This window comes from Streptomyces sp. NBC_01233, from assembly GCF_035989305.1.
In the GTDB taxonomy this organism is placed as follows: domain Bacteria; phylum Actinomycetota; class Actinomycetes; order Streptomycetales; family Streptomycetaceae; genus Streptomyces.
Genome location: NZ_CP108514.1, coordinates 2,188,910 through 2,206,860, shown reverse-complemented (window position 1 = coordinate 2,206,860; position 17,951 = coordinate 2,188,910). Strand labels below are relative to the sequence as shown.

The 17,951-nt window shown below is 72.6% G+C and carries 14 protein-coding genes; 13 read left to right on the top strand and 1 reads right to left on the bottom strand.

Annotated elements, in window-relative coordinates; genetic code table 11:
* Positions 1–64: 64 nt before the first annotated feature.
* The gene (locus OG332_RS10135; protein ID WP_327413136.1) at positions 65–1,870 is read right to left on the bottom strand and encodes a glycoside hydrolase family 15 protein; all 1,806 of its coding nucleotides are present in this window, start codon (positions 1,868–1,870) and stop codon (positions 65–67) included.
* A gap of 472 nt (positions 1,871–2,342) precedes the next feature.
* On the opposite strand from OG332_RS10135, the gene OG332_RS10130 reads away from it, so the two are divergent.
* The 13 genes from OG332_RS10130 (at position 2,343) to OG332_RS10070 (ending at position 17,948) form a co-directional block, all read left to right on the top strand.
* Positions 2,343–3,995 carry a CTP synthase gene (locus OG332_RS10130; RefSeq protein ID WP_327413135.1) on the top strand — a complete coding sequence of 551 codons (1,653 nt, stop codon included), beginning with the start codon at positions 2,343–2,345 and terminating at the stop codon, positions 3,993–3,995.
* A gap of 76 nt (positions 3,996–4,071) precedes the next feature.
* Positions 4,072–4,725, top strand: coding sequence for an NUDIX hydrolase (locus OG332_RS10125; RefSeq protein ID WP_327413134.1), 654 nt, complete (start codon positions 4,072–4,074; stop codon positions 4,723–4,725).
* 432 nt (positions 4,726–5,157) lie between these two features.
* Positions 5,158–7,170 carry a tetratricopeptide repeat protein gene (locus OG332_RS10120; RefSeq protein WP_327419167.1) on the top strand — a complete coding sequence of 671 codons (2,013 nt, stop codon included), beginning with the start codon at positions 5,158–5,160 and terminating at the stop codon, positions 7,168–7,170.
* 152 nt (positions 7,171–7,322) lie between these two features.
* Entirely contained in the window at positions 7,323–8,438 is a 1,116-nt protein-coding gene (ald, locus tag OG332_RS10115; protein ID WP_327386192.1) for an alanine dehydrogenase, read from the top strand.
* A gap of 368 nt (positions 8,439–8,806) precedes the next feature.
* The gene (locus OG332_RS10110) at positions 8,807–9,925 is read left to right on the top strand and encodes a ParA family protein (RefSeq protein ID WP_319726258.1); all 1,119 of its coding nucleotides are present in this window, start codon (positions 8,807–8,809) and stop codon (positions 9,923–9,925) included.
* Positions 9,910–10,449: a hypothetical protein gene (locus OG332_RS10105; protein WP_319726256.1), complete on the top strand. Its 540-nt coding sequence runs from the start codon at positions 9,910–9,912 to the stop codon at positions 10,447–10,449. The genes OG332_RS10110 and OG332_RS10105 overlap by 16 nt, the downstream gene beginning before the upstream one ends.
* Positions 10,450–10,866: 417 nt before the next feature.
* The gene (locus OG332_RS10100; protein ID WP_327413133.1) at positions 10,867–12,276 is read left to right on the top strand and encodes a segregation and condensation protein A; all 1,410 of its coding nucleotides are present in this window, start codon (positions 10,867–10,869) and stop codon (positions 12,274–12,276) included.
* The gene (gene scpB / locus OG332_RS10095) at positions 12,273–12,908 is read left to right on the top strand and encodes an SMC-Scp complex subunit ScpB (protein WP_319726253.1); all 636 of its coding nucleotides are present in this window, start codon (positions 12,273–12,275) and stop codon (positions 12,906–12,908) included. Before OG332_RS10100 ends, scpB begins: the two co-directional genes overlap by 4 nt.
* On the top strand, positions 12,908–14,374 hold the full coding sequence (locus tag OG332_RS10090; RefSeq protein WP_327413132.1) for a pseudouridine synthase: 1,467 nt from the start codon (positions 12,908–12,910) through the stop codon (positions 14,372–14,374). The genes scpB and OG332_RS10090 overlap by 1 nt, the downstream gene beginning before the upstream one ends.
* A 118-nt stretch (positions 14,375–14,492) precedes the next feature.
* The gene (gene pnuC, locus OG332_RS10085; protein WP_327413131.1) at positions 14,493–15,101 is read left to right on the top strand and encodes a nicotinamide riboside transporter PnuC; all 609 of its coding nucleotides are present in this window, start codon (positions 14,493–14,495) and stop codon (positions 15,099–15,101) included.
* The gene (locus OG332_RS10080; RefSeq protein WP_327413130.1) at positions 15,098–16,177 is read left to right on the top strand and encodes an AAA family ATPase; all 1,080 of its coding nucleotides are present in this window, start codon (positions 15,098–15,100) and stop codon (positions 16,175–16,177) included. The genes pnuC and OG332_RS10080 overlap by 4 nt, the downstream gene beginning before the upstream one ends.
* The gene (locus tag OG332_RS10075; RefSeq protein ID WP_327413129.1) at positions 16,174–16,941 is read left to right on the top strand and encodes an NUDIX hydrolase; all 768 of its coding nucleotides are present in this window, start codon (positions 16,174–16,176) and stop codon (positions 16,939–16,941) included. The genes OG332_RS10080 and OG332_RS10075 overlap by 4 nt, the downstream gene beginning before the upstream one ends.
* Positions 16,938–17,948 carry an ADP-ribosylglycohydrolase family protein gene (locus OG332_RS10070; protein ID WP_327413128.1) on the top strand — a complete coding sequence of 337 codons (1,011 nt, stop codon included), beginning with the start codon at positions 16,938–16,940 and terminating at the stop codon, positions 17,946–17,948. The genes OG332_RS10075 and OG332_RS10070 overlap by 4 nt, the downstream gene beginning before the upstream one ends.
* The last annotated feature ends 3 nt before the right edge of the window (positions 17,949–17,951 follow it).

Below are 17,951 nucleotides of genomic sequence, written 5' to 3'. Positions count from 1 at the left end.
GGGCCCCGTACACGAGGTGGCCCGGCCCGCGTGCGCCCGGCCCGTGTACGCCCGGGGAGCGTGCTCACCCCCCGTAGGCCCCGCTCGCCGTCAGCCGCAGCGCCGTGTCGATGAGCGGAACGTGGCTGAAGGCCTGCGGGAAGTTCCCCACCTGCCGCTGGAGTCGCGGATCCCACTCCTCCGCCAGCAGACCCAGGTCGTTGCGGAGCGACAGCAGCCGCTCGAACAGCCGGCGCGCCTCGTCCACCCGGCCGATCATCGCCAGGTCGTCGGCCATCCAGAACGAGCAGGCCAGGAAGGCCCCCTCGTCGCCCTCCAGGCCGTCCACGCCGGCCTCCTCGCCCGCCGTCGGGTAGCGCAGGATGAAACCGTCGGGCGTGGACAGCTCGCGCTGGATCGCCTCGATGGTGCCGATGACCCGCTTGTCGTCCGGCGGCAGGAAGCCCATCTGCGGAATCAGCAGCAGGGAGGCGTCCAGCTCCTTCGACCCGTACGACTGGGTGAAGGTGTTGCGCTCCTTGTCGTAGCCCTTCTCGCACACGTCCTGGTGGATCTCGTCGCGCAGCTCGCGCCACCGCTCCAGCGGCCCGTCCGCGTCCCCGCTCTCGATCAGCTTGATCGTGCGGTCCACGGCCACCCAGGCCATCACCTTCGAGTGCACGAAGTGGCGGCGCGGGCCGCGCACCTCCCAGATGCCCTCGTCCGGCTGGTCCCAGTGGGTCTCCAGGTAGCGGATCAGCTTGAGCTGGAGCAGCGAGGCGTAGTCGCTGCGGGCGAGGCCCGTCATGTGGCCCAGGTGCAGGGCCTCGGTGACCTCGCCGTAGACGTCGAGCTGGAGCTGGCCCGCGGCGCCGTTGCCGACGCGGACCGGGCGGGAGTTCTCGTAGCCGGGCAGCCAGTCCAGCTCGGTCTCGCCGAGCTCCCGCTCGCCCGCGATCCCGTACATGATCTGCAGGTTCTCCGGGTCCCCGGCCACCGCGCGCAGCAGCCACTCGCGCCAGGCGCGGGCCTCCTCGCGGTAGCCGGTGCGCAGCAGCGAGGAGAGGGTGATGGCCGCGTCGCGCAGCCAGGTGTAGCGGTAGTCCCAGTTGCGGACCCCGCCGATCTCCTCGGGCAGGGAGGTGGTCGGCGCGGCGACGATCCCGCCCGTGGGGGCGTACGTGAGGGCCTTGAGGGTGATCAGGGAGCGGACCACGGCCTCCCGGTACGGCCCGTGGTACGTGCACTGGTCGACCCACTCGCGCCAGAAGTCGGTGGTCGACTCCAGGGCCGCCCCGGCGTCGGGGAGCTCCGGCGCGCCCTTGTGCGAGGGCTGCCAGCTGATGCTGAAGGCCATCCGGTCGCCGGGTCCGACGGTGAAGTCGGAGTACGTCGTCAGGTCCTTGCCGTACGTCTGGGCCTCGGTGTCCAGCCAGACCGAGTCGGGGCCGGCGACGGCGACGGTGCGCCCGTCGACCTTGTGCACCCAGGGCACGACCCGCCCGTAGCTGAAGCGCATCCGCAGCGCCGAGCGCATCGGGACGCGCCCGCTGATGCCCTCCACGATGCGGATGAGCTGCGGGGCGTGGTCCTCGCGGGGCGGCATGAAGTCGATCACGCGGACCTTTCCGCGGGGCGTGTCCCACTCCGACTCCAGCACCAGGGAGTCACCGCGGTAGCGGCGGCGGTCGGCACGCGGGGCCTCGGAGCCGGCCGGATACGCCGGGCCGATCCGCCAGAACCCGTGATCCTCGGTGCCGAGAATGCTCGCGAACACGGCATGGGAGTCGAAGCGTGGCAGGCAGAGCCAGTCCACCGCCCCGTCCCGGCAGACCAGCGCCGCGGTCTGCATGTCCCCGATCAGTGCGTAATCCTCGATGCGCCCGGACACGTTGCATCTCCAGTCGAACGGCCACGTCCGCCCCGAAGGGCGCTTGCATTGCGCGGTTGCGCGGTCACCTGTGGGTGGGGATCTCCGCGTTGAGCCCATGATTCCGCATATCGGCTCGGTTAGGCCGTCTGACGGACTGCCCGGCGGTGATGTGTGCAATATCCGAGCAGGATATGACGGCACCCTAGTGATCTCCTTAAGCCGCGGAAGAATGCGGATGGGCCGAACGGGTGAGGATGTGCCACGCGGCCCCGGCGCACTTCGGCGCCCTGCTACCAGCCGCTGACGCCGCGTGGCCGGAGGCGGACCGGCCCGGGCGCTGATAGGCTGGTACCCCGTGGACCGGTGGTCTGCCTGTGCGAATCAGGAGCCCCGAAACCGCAGCTTCGGCGCCCCCTGAGACCCTTCCGGATCGACGGAGGCCGGCGCCGGACGCACCTCACCTCGCGACCACGGGAGCCCCCTCTTGGCGATGCCGCCCAAATCCATGACGACCAAGCACATCTTCGTCACCGGGGGTGTCGCTTCCTCCCTCGGCAAGGGCCTGACGGCCTCCAGCCTGGGTGCGCTGCTGAAGGCGCGCGGTCTTCGGGTCACGATGCAGAAGCTCGACCCGTACCTGAACGTCGACCCCGGCACGATGAACCCGTTCCAGCACGGCGAGGTGTTCGTCACCAGCGACGGCGCCGAGACCGACCTGGACATCGGCCACTACGAGCGCTTCCTCGACGTCGACCTCGACGGCTCGGCCAACGTCACCACCGGCCAGGTCTACTCCACGGTCATCGCCAAGGAGCGGCGCGGCGAATACCTCGGTGACACCGTGCAGGTCATCCCGCACATCACCAACGAGATCAAGCACCGCATCAGGCGCATGGCGACCGAAGACGTCGACGTCGTCATCACCGAGGTCGGCGGCACCGTCGGCGACATCGAGTCGCTGCCGTTCCTGGAGACCGTCCGCCAGGTCCGCCACGAGGTCGGCCGCGACAACGTCTTCGTCGTGCACATCTCCCTGCTGCCCTACATCGGCCCCTCCGGCGAGCTCAAGACCAAGCCGACCCAGCACTCGGTCGCGGCCCTGCGCAGCATCGGCATCCAGCCCGACGCGATCGTGCTGCGCGCCGACCGTGACGTCCCCACCTCCATCAAGCGCAAGATCTCGCTGATGTGCGACGTGGACGAGGCGGCCGTGGTCGCGGCCATCGACGCCAAGTCGATCTACGACATCCCGAAGGTGCTGCACACCGAGGGCCTCGACGCGTACGTCGTGCGCAAGCTCGACCTGCCCTTCCGCGACGTCGACTGGACGGTGTGGGAGGACCTGCTGGACCGCGTCCACAACCCCGACCACGAGGTCAAGGTCGCGCTCGTCGGCAAGTACATCGACCTGCCCGACGCCTACCTGTCGGTGACCGAGGCGCTGCGCGCCGGCGGTTTCGCCAACAAGGCCCGGGTCCAGATCAAGTGGGTCACCTCCGACGACTGCAAGACCCCGGACGGCGCCGCGGCGCAGCTGGCCGACGTGGACGCGATCTGCGTGCCCGGCGGCTTCGGCGACCGCGGTGTCAACGGCAAGGTCGGCGCGATCACCTACGCCCGCGAGAACAAGATCCCGCTGCTCGGCCTGTGCCTGGGCCTGCAGTGCGTGGTCATCGAGGCCGCGCGCAACCTCGCGGGCATCGAGGACGCGAACTCCACCGAGTTCGACGCCTCCACCCCGCACCCGGTCATCTCGACCATGGAGGAGCAGCTGGCCTTCGTCGAGGGCGCGGGCGACCTGGGCGGCACCATGCGTCTGGGCATGTACCCGGCGAAGCTCGCCGAGGGCTCCATCGTGCGCGAGGTCTACGGCGACCAGGCGTACGTGGACGAGCGCCACCGGCACCGCTACGAGGTCAACAACTCCTACCGCGGCGAGCTGGAGAAGAAGGCCGGTCTGGTCTTCTCCGGCACCTCCCCGGACAACAAGCTCGTCGAGTACGTCGAGTACCCGCGCGAGGTGCACCCCTACCTGGTGGCCACCCAGGCCCACCCGGAGCTGCGCTCGCGCCCCACGCGCCCGCACCCGCTGTTCGCGGGCCTGGTCAAGGCGGCCGTGGAGCGGCAGCAGTCCGCGAAGTGAGCGCCTGACCGCATAACGTAGACAGCCGGGGCACGGATCGTGCCCCGGCTGTCGCGTTCTCGGGAAGGTATCGGCCATGGCCATGGGCAACGACATCGGCAACGACATCGTGGACACACCGGAGTCGTGGGAGGTCGTCGCCTCGCGCACCCCGTTCGAGGGCGCGAAGACGTCCGTCAAGTCGGACCAGGTCCGGATGCCCGACAGTTCGGTGGTGCGCCGCGACTACCAGGTGCACCCCGGCTCGGTGTGCGTGCTGGCCCTCGACGAGCAGCAGCGGGTACTGGTCCTGCGCCAGTTCCGGCACCCGGTACGGCACCGGCTGTGGGAGCTGCCGGCCGGGCTCCTGGACGTGGCGGGGGAGAACCCGCTGCACGCGGCCCAGCGGGAGCTGTACGAGGAGGCACACGTCAAGGCGGAGGACTGGCACGTCCTGGCCGACTTCTACACGTCCCCGGGAGGGTCGGACGAGGCGGTACGGGTCTTCCTGGCGCGGAACCTCGCGGAGGCGGAGGGGGCGCGGTACGAAGTCTCCGACGAGGAGGCGGACATGGAACTCGCGCGGGTGCCTCTCGGGGACCTGGTACGCGGGATCCTCGCGGGCGAGCTGGGCAACCCGGGGCTGGTGACGGGGGTCCTGGCCCTGTCAGCCGCCCTGGCTTCCGAGGGCGGCATCGAAGCCCTCCGCCCGGCCCTGGCCCCGTGGCGGGCCCGCCCGTACGAGGCGTAGCCCGCAGGCCGAGCCGCCGCCGGGGGCCCTGCCCCCGGCCCCTCCCCCGGACTTCGTCCGGGGGGACCCCAGCGCCTCAAACGCCGGCGGGGCTGAAAGATCGCCTCAAACGCCGGCGGGGCTGGGTGGTGCGGCGGGGCTGGAAAATTCAGCCCGTCCGGCGTTTGAGGACCGGGGTCCGGGGCGGAGCCCCGCGGAACGGTGGAAGGGCGGGTGGGGGGCGGCTCCGCGCAGCGGCGGGCCCGCAGCCGGCGGACGGCCCGGGCACGCCCCGAAGCCCCGCCCGGGGGACGACGGACGGAGTCCGGCGCAGCGGCGGGAAGCCGGGGAGGCCCGCCAGGGCGGAGTCCGCGCGAGCGGCACGTGAAAAAGAGGACCATCCGCTGGTCCGATTGGGGGATTTGCCCGCCGCGCTCCACACGGGTCGTCGCTCTGCGTGAACTACGCTCGCCATCCGAAGGCAGGGAGAGGAGCGGATCCGTGACGGATTTCGTCGGGCGGCGGCGTGAGCTCAAGGAGCTGCGCGAGGACATCGCGCGGACCGGGCTCGACACCCTCTCCGGCCGGAAGGCCAAGGCGCCCCGGGCGAGGGTGCTGCTCGTCGCCGGGCGGCCGGGCTCCGGCCGGACGGCCCTCGCCGAGGAGTTCGTCCGCGAGGTCGCCGAGGAGTATCCCGACGGGGTGCTCCGGACCCGGCTCACCCGCCCCGGAGGGGAGACCGTGGCCACCGAGCGGGCCGTCAGGGGCCTGCTGGAGGGGCTGGGGCGGCCCACCCCGCCCGGGGCCGGCGAGGACGAGCTGAGCTCCGCCCTGCGCACCGCGCTCGACGGGCGGCGGGTGATCATCCTGGTCGACGACGCCGCCGATCCGCATCAGGTCGACGCCCTGCTCCCGGACACCCCCGAGTGCCTCGTCGTGGTCACCGCCGAGGGGCCGCTTACGGGGATCCCCGACGTGCGGCCCTGCACCCTCGGCGGGCTCGACACGCCTTCCGCCGTGGAGCTGCTCGCCCAGCACATCGGCGACACCCGCGTCACCGCCGACCCCCGGGCCGCCGAGGCCCTCGCCGAGGAGTGCGGGGGCCAGCCCGCCGCGCTCTGCCTCGTCGGCGGATGGCTCGCCGCCCACCCCAAGGCCTCGGTCTCCGACGTGGCCAAGCAGCTGCACGAGATGCCGGCCAGTACCGGCGGCCCGCTCGCCCGGTGCTTCCGGCTCGCCTACGAGTCCCTGCCGCAGCCCGCCCAGCGGACCCTGCGGCTGCTGCCGCTGGCCCCCGCCGGCCTCGTCGACTCGCACACCGCCTCCGCCCTCGCCGGCTGCTCCGTGGCCGCGGCCCAGGCCACGCTGGACGATTTCGCCGGGCTGGGGCTCGTACACCCGGCCCACGACGGGCTGTTCCTGCTGCCCGGCTGCCTCGCCCCCCTGCTCCAGGCCCTGCTGGAGGCCAAGGAGCGGCCGGCCGAGGTCCAGCTGGCCCGTGCCCGGATGCTGGAGCGCACCGTACGGCTGCTGCACTCCTGCCGGGCCATGGCGGTGGTCGGCGAGGAGGACGTGCGGGAGGTGCTGGACGGGCTGCCGCGCGCCCTGCGGTTCCCGGACCGGCGGGCCGCCGCCACCTGGCTGGACACCCGGCTGCCCGCGCTCGACGCGGCGGCCTCCCTGGCGGTGGCCGACGGGGAGCTGGACACCCTGGCCCGCCGGCTGGTCGCGGCCCTCGTACGGGCCCTGGCGGAGCACCGGGGCACCGCCGGGGCCGCCCCCGAGCTGTACGGGCTGCACCGGCTGGTCCTGGACGTGGCGGAGCGCCGCGACCTGCACCGGGAGCAGGCCGCGGCGCTGCTGAACCTGGCCGACCTGGACGCCGAGACCGGCCGGACCCAGGAGGCCCTGGAGCGCTACCGGGCCGCGCTGGACGCCGGAAGGGCGGCGAACGATCCGTACGCGACCGGCCGGGCGATGGAATCCGTAGGCGGCGCGTACCAGGAGCTGGCGGACTGGCACCGGGCCGCCGACTGGTTCGGCCGGGCGCTCTCCCAGGCCCTCGCGCGGGGGGAGCGCGCGGACGAGGCCCGGCTGTACGGGCGGCTCGGGAACGTGCACACGTATGCGGGCCGGTACGGGGACGCGCTGCGCAGCTGGCGGGCCGCCGCCGCGGGCTACCGGAAACTGGCCGATGTGCCGGGTCAGGCAAAGGCGTTGAGCGAGATGGCGCGGGTCCAGGAGTACGCGGGACGGCCCGAGGAATCGCTGCACACCTGCCGGGAGGCGGTGGAGCTCGCGCGCAGGGCCGGCGACCAGCGGCTTCAGGCCGCGCTGCAGGTCCGGCTGGCCGACACGCTCGACCGGCTGGGCGACCCCGCAGCCGCAAGGCTGCACCGCTCCGCAGCCGACAGATTGCTGGGAGACGACCCCGCAGCCTGCGAAATCCGCAGTGATATCGACTGAGATTATTTGTTTGCAAGGCTAGACAGCGCGTCGTCCTTCATTAGACTGGCTTCACCACGACATCCCGTGGTGCATCCCGTTGCGCGTTTTTGTGGGCGGGTATGTATGGAAGTGCCCCGAAAAATCCCCTGAGCCAAGGACCGTGATCGACGATGAAGGTCGGCATCCCCCGCGAGGTCAAGAACAACGAGTTCCGGGTCGCCATCACGCCCGCCGGCGTGCATGAGCTGGTCCGCAACGGCCACCAGGTCTTCATCGAGCAGAACGCCGGTGTCGGCTCCTCGATCACGGACGCCGAGTACGTCTCGGCCGGTGCGGAGATCCTCGGCACCGCCGACGAGGTCTGGGCCACCGCCGACCTGCTGCTGAAGGTCAAGGAGCCGATCGCGGAGGAGTACCACCGCCTCCGCAAGGACCAGACGCTCTTCACCTACCTGCACCTGGCGGCCTCCCGCGAGTGCACGGACGCCCTGCTGGAGTCCGGCACCACCGCCATCGCGTACGAGACGGTCGAGCTCGCGAACCGCGCGCTGCCGCTGCTCGCCCCGATGTCCGAGGTCGCGGGCCGACTGGCCCCGCAGGTCGGCGCCTACCACCTGATGCGCTCGGCCGGCGGCCGCGGCGTCCTCCCGGGCGGTGTCCCCGGCACCCACGCCGGTGAGTGCGTGGTCATCGGCGGCGGCGTCTCCGGCTGGAACGCCGCGCAGATCGCCATCGGCATGGGCTTCCACGTGACCCTGCTCGACCGCGACATCAACAAGCTCCGCGAGGCCGACAAGATCTTCGGTACGAAGATCAAGACGATCGTCTCCAACGCCTACGAGCTCGAGAAGGCCGTCGTCGAGGCCGACCTCGTCATCGGCGCGGTCCTGATCCCGGGTGCGAAGGCGCCGAAGCTGGTCACCAACGAGCTCGTCGCCAAGATGAAGCCCGGAAGTGTACTTGTCGACATTGCGATCGACCAGGGCGGCTGCTTCGAAGACTCCCGTCCGACCACTCACGCCGAGCCGACCTTCCAGGTCCACAACTCGGTCTTCTACTGCGTCGCCAACATGCCGGGCGCGGTGCCGAACACCTCCACCTACGCGCTGACGAACGCCACGCTGCCCTACATCGTGCAGCTCGCGAACCTCGGCTGGGTCGAGGCGCTGCGTCGTGACCCCGCGCTCGGGCTGGGCCTCAACACCCATGACGGGCAGGTCGTTTACGGTCCCGTCGCCGAGGCCCACGGCCTCGAGACCCTCGAGCTGAGCACGCTGCTCGGCTGACGCGTCAACGACTGACGTCAATCTCACGTATCCGGCCGGACCTTGCCCGCAAGGTCCGGCCGGACGCGTTTGCGGCGTGTTCCGAGACCCCGCTCAACTCGCCTCGAACGTAACCCTTTAACCCTTTCGCGCACCCGCGAAACTTCGCAGCGACAGCTCGCACGCCCTTGACAGAGTGGTGTTCGGTTGCCGACACATCGCGCCGGGTCCGGCGGATTGTGTTGCCGCTGAGTGGTGACACGCCATAGAGTCGCCAACCGTCGGCATGGTGCCACGCTGACCTATCGATAAGTGTCCTGGTCACGTCCGAGGAGGTAAGACGACTTGTGAATGAGTCGACATTTGCCCCTGGGGGTGGTCGAGCAGGGATGCCCGAGCGGGGCCAAGGCCCCACCGGGCTCGAAGCCGTCGGCTCCGTCGCGGTACGCACCTTCGCAAACCACCAGCACATGACGACGCCCCAAAAGAGCATGGACGGCCTAGACGTGAACTCCAGGGCCGGCGACCTGAGCGGCGAAAAGCCCACTGGTTTCGCCGACTACGACAATGTGCCCGAGGGGCACTTCTACGACCCCGACGCGGAGTACGAACCGGACCCCGAGTACGCGGCCACCCTCGCCCCCGACGCTGCCCGCCAGCGCCGTGAGCGGATCGGCCCGACCGGACGCCCGCTCCCGTACTTCCCGATCCCGGGTCCGCTGACCGACCACGGTCCGGCGAAGATCATCGCGATGTGCAACCAGAAGGGCGGCGTGGGCAAGACCACGTCGACCATCAACCTGGGTGCCGCGCTCGCCGAGTACGGGCGCCGCGTGCTGCTCGTCGACTTCGACCCGCAGGGCGCACTGTCCGTGGGTCTCGGCGTGAACCCGATGGAACTCGACCTGACGGTCTACAACCTGCTCATGGAGCGGGGCATGTCGGCCGACGAGGTGCTGCTCAAGACGGCGGTCCCCAACATGGACCTGCTGCCGAGCAACATCGACCTGTCCGCTGCGGAAGTGCAGTTGGTCAGTGAGGTCGCGCGCGAGTCCACCCTGCAGCGGGCCCTGAAGCCCCTGATGGCCGACTACGACTACATCGTGATCGACTGTCAGCCCTCGCTCGGTCTGCTGACCGTGAACGCCCTGACGGCGGCTCACAAGGTCATCGTGCCGCTGGAGTGCGAGTTCTTCGCGCTGCGCGGCGTGGCGCTGCTGACCGAGACCATCGAGAAGGTGCAGGAGCGGCTCAACCCCGAGCTGGAGCTCGACGGCATCCTCGCCACGATGTACGACTCCCGTACGGTGCACAGCCGTGAGGTGCTGGCGCGCGTCGTCGAGGCCTTCGACGACCACGTCTACCACACGGTCATCGGCCGTACGGTGCGCTTCCCGGAGACCACGGTCGCCGGTGAGCCGATCACGACGTACGCGTCCAACTCCGTCGGCGCCGCCGCCTACCGCCAGCTGGCCAGGGAGGTGCTCGCCCGGTGTCACGCCGAGTGAGTCTGCCCGGAGCCGACGAACTGTTCCGTACGACCGGGGGGATGGCGCTCCAGTCGTCCTCGCCGCGGCGCGGGGTCGAGGAGGCACCCGTCGCGGAACACTCGGCCAGTTCGGCCGAGGGCACGGCGGGGGAGGGCCGCAGCCGGGAGGCTGAGGCCGGTACGGCGTCCGGCGGGCCCGTCGTGGGGCAACCGCGGCGACCGCAGGAAGGTTCTGTCAGCCCCGCCGGCCCGGCCGGCGGGGCGGTCACCGCCCCGACCGGCGCGACCCGCCGGGGCAAGGGACAGGGCCGCGGCGCGAACCGGCGGCCCAGCGGCCGCGAACGGCACGACGAGAAGATCACGGTCTACGTCTCCGCCGAGGAGCTCATGGACCTGGAACACGCGCGGCTGGTGCTGCGCGGGGAGCACGGGCTCGCCGTCGACCGCGGCCGCATCGTCCGTGAGGCGGTGGCGGTCGTCCTCGCCGATCTCGAATCCCGCGGGGACGCGAGCATCCTCGTACGGCGGCTGCGCGGCCGCTGACCGGCCTGCGGCCGGGCTTCCCGGAGCCCCGGCACCCCCGCCGGGTTCCGGGCCCCACCCGGACGCCGAGGCCCAGCCGGGCCCGGCACCCCACCTCGCCGCGCCGCCGGGACCACCCGGCCCGGGCGAACGCGGCCGCACCTCGCGGCGCTGCCGGACGGCGCAGTACGTCCGTACGCCCAGCGCGGGCGCCGGCCCTCCGCCCTGCGAGGCCGCGCCCCGGCGGGGCCTTCCGGCCACACCGGCGGCGTTGCCGGACGGCGAAGTACTGCCGTACGTCCCGTGCGGCCGCCCTGTGCCGTGCGATGCGCCGCACCGGACGCCGCGCCCCGGCGGGACTTTCCGGCCGCAGCACTAGGCTGCTCGTGGCTGTCACCCAGCCCGCCGCCGCTGCCCCTGCGCACCACCTGGACCGCAATGCCCTTCCCCGCCGAATCCGGCCGACCGCCCCGGCGACTGCTGGGGCGCGGCCCCGGCAACCCCGACGCGGCCGACGGGGGAGTGGGCCCCGAAGCCCCTGACGAGCCCGCTGCGCGGCCCGCGGCGGCGGAGGGCGGCCCGGAGCCCCGCCCGGCCCCCGGCCCCCCGGAGGGGCCCGCAGACCCCCAGCAGGAGCAACGTGGGCCGAAGCAGGCCGACCCGGCGCCTGACGACACCCCCGCCGGCAACCCCGCCACAGGCGCCGAGGCCGCTGCCGCCCCCGCCAGGGGCGCCGCAGCCCCGGTCGCAGGTGGCGAAGCCGAGCCTGATGTGCCCGCTGTGCGGCTCGCGGTGGTGGACGGCGGGGCGGAGCCCCGGGAGACCTCCGGGCCCTCCGGAGGGCCCACAGGCCCGCAGCAGGAGCAGCCGGGGCCGAGGCAGGCCGACGCGGCGGCGGGCGGCGGCCCGGCCGGGGTCGAGGGCTCTCCCGCCTCGGCCGGAGGCGACCCTGCCGTGGGCGCGGACGCTGCCGGCTCGGCCGGGGGCGCCGCCGCAGCCCCCGCCGCAGGCGGCTCGGCCCGGGCCGGAGTGCCTGCCGGCCCCGCCGGAGGCGACGGGCGGTTCACGTTGCGGCTCGACAACTTCGAGGGGCCCTTCGACCTGCTGCTCCAGCTGATCTCGCGGCACAAGCTCGACGTCACCGAGGTGGCGCTGTCCAAGGTCACCGACGAGTTCATGGCCCACATCCGGGCCATGGGGCCGGACTGGGATCTCGACCAGACCACCGAGTTCCTCGTCGTCGCCGCCACCCTCCTCGACCTGAAGGCCGCCCGGCTGCTGCCGGCCGCCGAGGTCGAGGACGAGGGGGACCTGGCCCTCCTCGAGGCCAGGGACCTGCTGTTCGCGCGCCTGCTGCAGTACCGCGCGTACAAGCAGATCGCCGAGATCTTCGAGAGGCGGGCCGAGGCCGAGGGGAGGCGGTACCCGAGGACCGTGGGCCTGGAGCCGCACCACGCGGACCTGCTGCCCGAGGTCGTCATCAGCATCGGAGCGGAAGGGTTCGCCCGGCTCGCCGTCAAGGCCATGCAGCCGAAGGCCAAGCCCCAGGTGTACGTGGACCACATCCACGCGCCCCTCGTCAGCGTGCGCGAGCAGGCCGGGCTCGTGGTGCGGGTGCTGAAGGCGCGCGGGGAGGCCACCTTCCAGGAGCTCACCGAGGACGCCCACGACACGCTCACCGTCGTCGCGCGCTTCCTGGCCCTCTTGGAGCTCTACCGGGAGAAGGCGGTGGTCCTCGACCAGGAGGAGGCACTGCAGACCCTCACCGTGCGCTGGAGCGGCGGGGACGGCGACGGCATGCCGACCGTGACCGACGAGTTCGACCAGATCGTGGAGGCGAAGGATTGAGCAGCGAAGCGAGCGCGGTGGCCGCGCTGGAGCTGAAGCCGGCCCTGGAGGCCGTGCTCATGGTCGTGGACGAGCCCGCGACCGAGGCGCACCTCGCGAAGGTGCTGGAGCGCACCCCGCGCGAGGTCGCGCACGCGCTGCGCGAGCTCGCCGACGAGTACACGGCCGCGCGCCGGGGATTCGAGCTGCGGCTGGTCGCGGGCGGCTGGCGGTTCTACAGCCGGGCGGAGTACGCCCCGGCCGTCGAGGGCTTCGTACTGGACGGCCAGCAGGCCCGGCTCACCCAGGCGGCCCTGGAGACCCTGGCGGTCGTCGCGTACCGCCAGCCGGTGAGCCGGTCGCGGGTCTCGGCGGTGCGCGGAGTCAACTGCGACGGGGTCATGCGGACCCTCCTCCAGCGCGGTCTGGTGGAGGAGGCGGGGACGGAACCCGAAACAGGTGCGATCCTGTACAGGACGACGAACCACTTTTTGGAGCGGATGGGCCTACGAGGCCTGGACGAGCTCCCGGAGCTCGCGCCCTTCCTCCCCGAGGCGGACGCGATCGAAGCCGAGACGCAAGAAGGTGTGCCGTCGTTCGATCCGGACTCACCGGATACCGATGAAGACGACGACAAGACGACGGAACTTTGATGCGAAGCAGCGGCAACGGCAACGGTGGCGGCAACAGGAACAGCGGCGGCGGCGGTGGTGGCGGACGCGGCGGTAACTCCCGCGGCGGCTCCTCCTCCGGCGGCGGCAACTACCGCGGCGGCGGCTCCTCCGGCGGTGGCGGCTCCCGCGGCGGCTCCTCCGGCGGTGGCAGCTCCCGCGGCGGCTCCTCCGGCGGTGGCCGCAGCGGCGGCTCCCGCGGCGGCAGCTCCGGCGGCTACCAGGGCGGCGGCTCCACCGGAGGCGGCGGCGGTTACCGCGGCGGCAGCTCCGGCGGCTACCAGGGCGGCGGCTCCACCGGAGGCGGCGGCGGTTACCGCGGCGGCAGCTCCGGCGGCTACCAGGGCGGCGGCTCCGGCGGCGGCTACCAGGGCGGCGGCTCGGACGCGCGCGACCGCGACCAGGCTCCGCCGCCGCGGATCCGCAACCCGCGCCCCGAGGAGCGCCGCTACGACGTGGGCCCCGAGGGTGAGCGCAGCGGTCGCAGCGGCCCCAAGGCCGGCGGCGGCGGTGCCCGTGGCGCGGCCGCGCGCGGTGGCGCCAAGGGTGGCCCCAAGACCTCCAAGACCCCCGGCATCGGCGGGGCCGGCGGCCCGCGCAGCGGCCCGGGCAGCCGCAGCGGCCAGTCCCGCCCGCGCGAGCTGGACGCGCGCATCGAGGAGCGCGTGCGCGACCGGTACGCCGACAAGCCCGTGATCAAGACCCCGAAGACCTTCCCGGGCGCCGAGGAGGAGGGTGAGCGTCTGCAGAAGGTGCTCGCCCGCGCCGGCATGGGCTCGCGCCGCGCCTGCGAGGAACTCATCGAGCAGGCCCGCGTCGAGGTCAACGGCGAGATCGTGCTGGAGCAGGGCAAGCGCGTCCAGCCGAAGGACGAGATCAAGGTGGACGGCCTGACCGTTGCCACCCAGTCGTACCTGTTCTTCGCGCTGAACAAGCCCGCCGGTGTCGTCTCCACCATGGAGGACCCCGACGGCCGCCAGTGCCTGGGCGACTACGTCACCAACCGTGAGACGCGTCTCTTCCACGTCGGCCGGCTCGACACGGAGACCGAGGGCATCATCCTGCTCACCAACCACGGTGAGCTGGCCCACCGCCTCACGCACCCGAAGTACGGCGTGAAGAAGACCTACGTCGCCGCGATCACCGGCCCGCTGCCGCGTGAGATCGGCAAGCGCCTCAAGGACGGCATCGAGCTGGAGGACGGCTACGCCCGCGCCGACCACTTCCGGGTCGTCGACCAGGTCGGCAAGAACTACCTGGTCGAGGTGACCCTCCACGAGGGCCGCAAGCACATCGTCCGCCGCATGATGGCGGAGGCCGGCTTCCCGGTCGAGAAGCTCGTCCGGACCTCCTTCGGGCCGATCGAGCTGGGCGACCAGAAGTCCGGCTGGCTGCGCCGCCTGACCAACACCGAGGTCGGCATGCTGATGCGCGAGGTCGGTCTGTAGACCCCCCCGCTCCCCGAGAAGAGCCCGCAGTGCCCCGTGCACTGCGGGCTTTTCGCTTGCCCCGACCCCACACTCCTGTTTATAGTCGCTATGACTATTAAAGGGAGTGGGAGCCGGCATGAACTGGACTTTGAGCTGGACCGAGGTGCTCGGCTTCGCCACCGGCGCCCTGTGCGTCTGGCTGGTCGCCCGGCAGCACGTCGCCAACTGGCCGATCGGCATCGCCAACAACGTCTTCTTCATCGTGCTCTTCGCCCAGGCCGGCCTCTACGCCGATGCCGGGCTCCAGATCGTCTTCATCGCCCTCGCCGCCTACGGCTGGTGGTCCTGGACCCACGGGGGTGGACCAGGATCCGCCGAGGCCCTGCCGGTGCGCCGCACCACGCGCACCGAATGGGCCGGGCTCGCCGCGGCGGGGGCGGTGGCGGTGCTCGGGCTCACGCTGCTGCTGAGCCGGGCCACCGACTCCACCGTCCCGTTCTGGGACGCGCTGACCACCGGGCTCTCGCTCGTCGCCACCTACGGGCAGTGCCGCAAGCTCGTGGAGTCCTGGTGGCTGTGGATCGCCGCCGACCTCGTCTACATCCCGCTCTACGCGCACAAGGGGCTCTACCTGACCTCGGCGCTCTACGTCGGCTTCCTCGTCCTGTGCGTGGCCGGACTCCTAGGCTGGCGGCGCACGCTGCGCGCGGCGGACGCCCGTACGGCTGTGGAGACGACGGCATGAGACGCCACGGGCACGGCCTGGTCCTCGGCAAGTTCTACCCGCCGCACGCCGGGCACCACCACCTCGTGCGCACCGCCCAGGACCAGTGCGAGCGGCTGACGGTGCTGGTGTGCGCGGCCTCGGTGGAGTCGGTCCCGCTCGCAGACCGGATCGCCTGGATGCGCGAGGCGCACCCCGGGGCCGAGGTCGTCGGCGCGGTCGACGACATCCCGGTCGACCTGCACGACCCGGAGATCTGGGAGGCGCACATGGCCGTCTTCCGCGGCGCGGTCCCCGGACGGGTGGACGCCGTGTTCACCTCGGAGGAGTACGGGAGCGAGCTCGCCCGGCGGTTCGGCGCCGAGGAGGTCCTGGTGGACCGGGAGCGGACGCTGTTCCCGGTGTCCGGGACGGCGGTCCGCAGGGACCCGGTCGGCTCCTGGGAGTTCCTCGGGCCGGCCGTGCGCGCCGCGCTGACCCGGCGGGTCGTCGTCCTGGGCGCGGAGTCCACCGGGACCACCACGCTGTCGCGCGCCCTGGCGGACCACTACCGGCGGCTCGGCGGCGTCTGGGCCAAGACCGGCTGGGTCGCCGAGTACGGCCGCCGGTACAGCGAGGAGAAGCTGGCGGCGGCCCGCGCGGCCGACCCGGCGGCGTCCTGGGCGGACGTGTCCTTCACCTCGGAGGAGTTCCCGGTCATCGCGCGCCACCAGGACGCGGACGAGGAGCGGGCCGCCCGGCTCGGCTCCCCGGTGCTGTTCTGCGACACCGACTCCTTCGCGACCGGGATCTGGCACGAGCGGTACATGGGCGACCGCAACCCCGAGGTCGAGCGGGCCGCCGCCCTGACCCGACGGGACCTGTACCTGCTGACCGACCACGCCGACGTGCCCTTCGAGGACGACGGGCTGCGGGACGGACCGCAGCTCAGACCCTGGATGACCGGGCGGTTCCGGGCGGAACTGGAGCGCACCGGGAGGCGTTTCCTCGTCGTGCGCGGGGACCGGGCGGCCCGGCTGGAGACGGCCGTCGCTGCCGTGGACGAGCTGCTGGCCGAGGGCTGGCACTTCACCGACCCCCTTCCGGAGAACCGATGACCGCCGGCTATGACCCTCCCCCAGCCTCCGGCCGGGGGGACCCCCATCTCGCTCCGCTCGCCTTCGAGCCGTTCGCGGTGACGGTCGACCTGGCCGTGTTCACCGTGCGCGACGGGGCCCTGCACGTGCTGCTGATCCGGCGCGGCCAGGAGCCGTACGCGGGGGCCTGGGCGCTGCCCGGGGGCTTCGTCCTGCCGCGGGAGTCCGCGGAGGCCGCCGCCCGGCGCGAACTGGCCGAGGAGACCGGCCTGCCGGAGCGGGTGGTGGCGGCGCTCCACCTGGAGCAGCTGCGCACGTACAGCGAACCGGACCGGGATCCGCGGATGCGGGTGGTCTCGGTGGCCTTCACGGCCCTCGTCCCGGACATGCCCGAGCCGGCGGCGGAGGGCGGCGGGGACGCGGCGCACGCCCGCTGGCTGCCGGTCGGGGAGGTCTGCGACCTCGCCTTCGACCACGCCGTGATCCTGGCGGACGCACGGGAGCGGATCGGCTCGAAGCTGGAGTACACCTGCCTGGCCACCGCCTTCTGCCCGCCCGAGTTCACCCTGGGCGAGCTCCGGGCCGTCTACGAGACCGTCTGGGACACCGCCCTCGACCGCCCCAACTTCCGCCGCAAGGTCCTGACGACGCCCGGGTTCGTCGAGGCCGTGCCGGGCGCCGCCCGGCTGACCGGCGGCCGCGGCAAACCGGCCGCCCTCTACCGGCCCGGCCCGGCGACCGCCCTCCATCCCCCTCTGCTCCGACCGGAAGGACCTACCCGATGACGAAGCGAGCCGCGACGGGCGCCCTGATCGGCCTGGCCCTGGGCGACGCCCTCGGCTTCCCGACCGAGTTCAACGACGTGCCCTCGATCCTGGCCAAGACGGGCCCGTGGCGGGAGATGAAGCTCCCCCGCCCGGCGATCGTCACGGACGACACCCAGATGACCCTCGCCCTCGCGCGCGGGATGCGCACCGCCGCGGAGCGCGGCCCGATCGGCCCGCTGCGCCTGGCCCGCCCGGTCCGCGAGGAGTTCGTCGACTGGTACCACTCCCCGGAGAACAACCGGGCACCCGGGAACACCTGCCTCAAGGCCTGCAGCCTCCTGAACCTGCCCGAGCGGGACTGGCGGGAGGCCAGCCAGGTCGGCTCCAAGGGCTGCGGCGCGAACATGCGCGTGGTCCCGGTCGGGCTGGTGCCGGGCTGGACGGACGAGGAGCGGGCGGGCGCCGCCCAGCTCCAGTCGGCCCTCACCCACGGCCACCCGACGGCGCTCGCCGCCTCCGACCTGACGGCGCGGGCGGTGCACCTGCTGGCCGCGGGCACCGAGGTGACGGGCCTGGTCGGACGGCTGCGCTCGTACGCCCTGGAGAACCGCACCCGCTACCACGAGCGCTGGCTCGGCGACCTCTGGATGCGGACCGCCAGCGACGCCTCGCCCGAGTCCTTCATGGCGCGGGGCTGGGACGAGTGCCTGGCGGCCTTGGACCGGCTGGCGGCCGCCCTGCGGTCCCCCTCCCCGGAGACCGACCCCTGCCTGACCACCGGCGACGGCTGGATCGCCGAGGAAGCCCTCGCCACGGCCCTCCAGTGCTTCCTCCTCTTCCCCGACGAGCCCCTCCTGGCCCTGCGCCGGGCGGCCTGCACGCGGGGCGACTCGGACTCCATAGCCTGTCTCGCCGGCGCCTTCGCCGGAGCCCACCTCGGCGCCGACGTCTGGCCCCGGGACTGGGAGGGCCGCATCGAGTACCGGGACGAACTCCTGGCCTTCGGCACCCTTTGGGATGCTTGATCC

Coding starts and splice junctions, on each gene's coding strand:
- OG332_RS10130 (WP_327413135.1), top strand. CDS start 2,343: ATGCCGCCCAAATCCATGACGACCAAGCACATCTTCGTCACCGGGGGT.
- OG332_RS10125 (WP_327413134.1), top strand. CDS start 4,072: ATGGCCATGGGCAACGACATCGGCAACGACATCGTGGACACACCGGAG.
- ald (WP_327386192.1), top strand. CDS start 7,323: ATGAAGGTCGGCATCCCCCGCGAGGTCAAGAACAACGAGTTCCGGGTC.
- OG332_RS10110 (WP_319726258.1), top strand. CDS start 8,807: ATGCCCGAGCGGGGCCAAGGCCCCACCGGGCTCGAAGCCGTCGGCTCC.
- OG332_RS10100 (WP_327413133.1), top strand. CDS start 10,867: ATGCCCTTCCCCGCCGAATCCGGCCGACCGCCCCGGCGACTGCTGGGG.
- OG332_RS10090 (WP_327413132.1), top strand. CDS start 12,908: ATGCGAAGCAGCGGCAACGGCAACGGTGGCGGCAACAGGAACAGCGGC.
- pnuC (WP_327413131.1), top strand. CDS start 14,493: ATGAACTGGACTTTGAGCTGGACCGAGGTGCTCGGCTTCGCCACCGGC.
- OG332_RS10080 (WP_327413130.1), top strand. CDS start 15,098: ATGAGACGCCACGGGCACGGCCTGGTCCTCGGCAAGTTCTACCCGCCG.
- OG332_RS10075 (WP_327413129.1), top strand. CDS start 16,174: ATGACCGCCGGCTATGACCCTCCCCCAGCCTCCGGCCGGGGGGACCCC.
- OG332_RS10070 (WP_327413128.1), top strand. CDS start 16,938: ATGACGAAGCGAGCCGCGACGGGCGCCCTGATCGGCCTGGCCCTGGGC.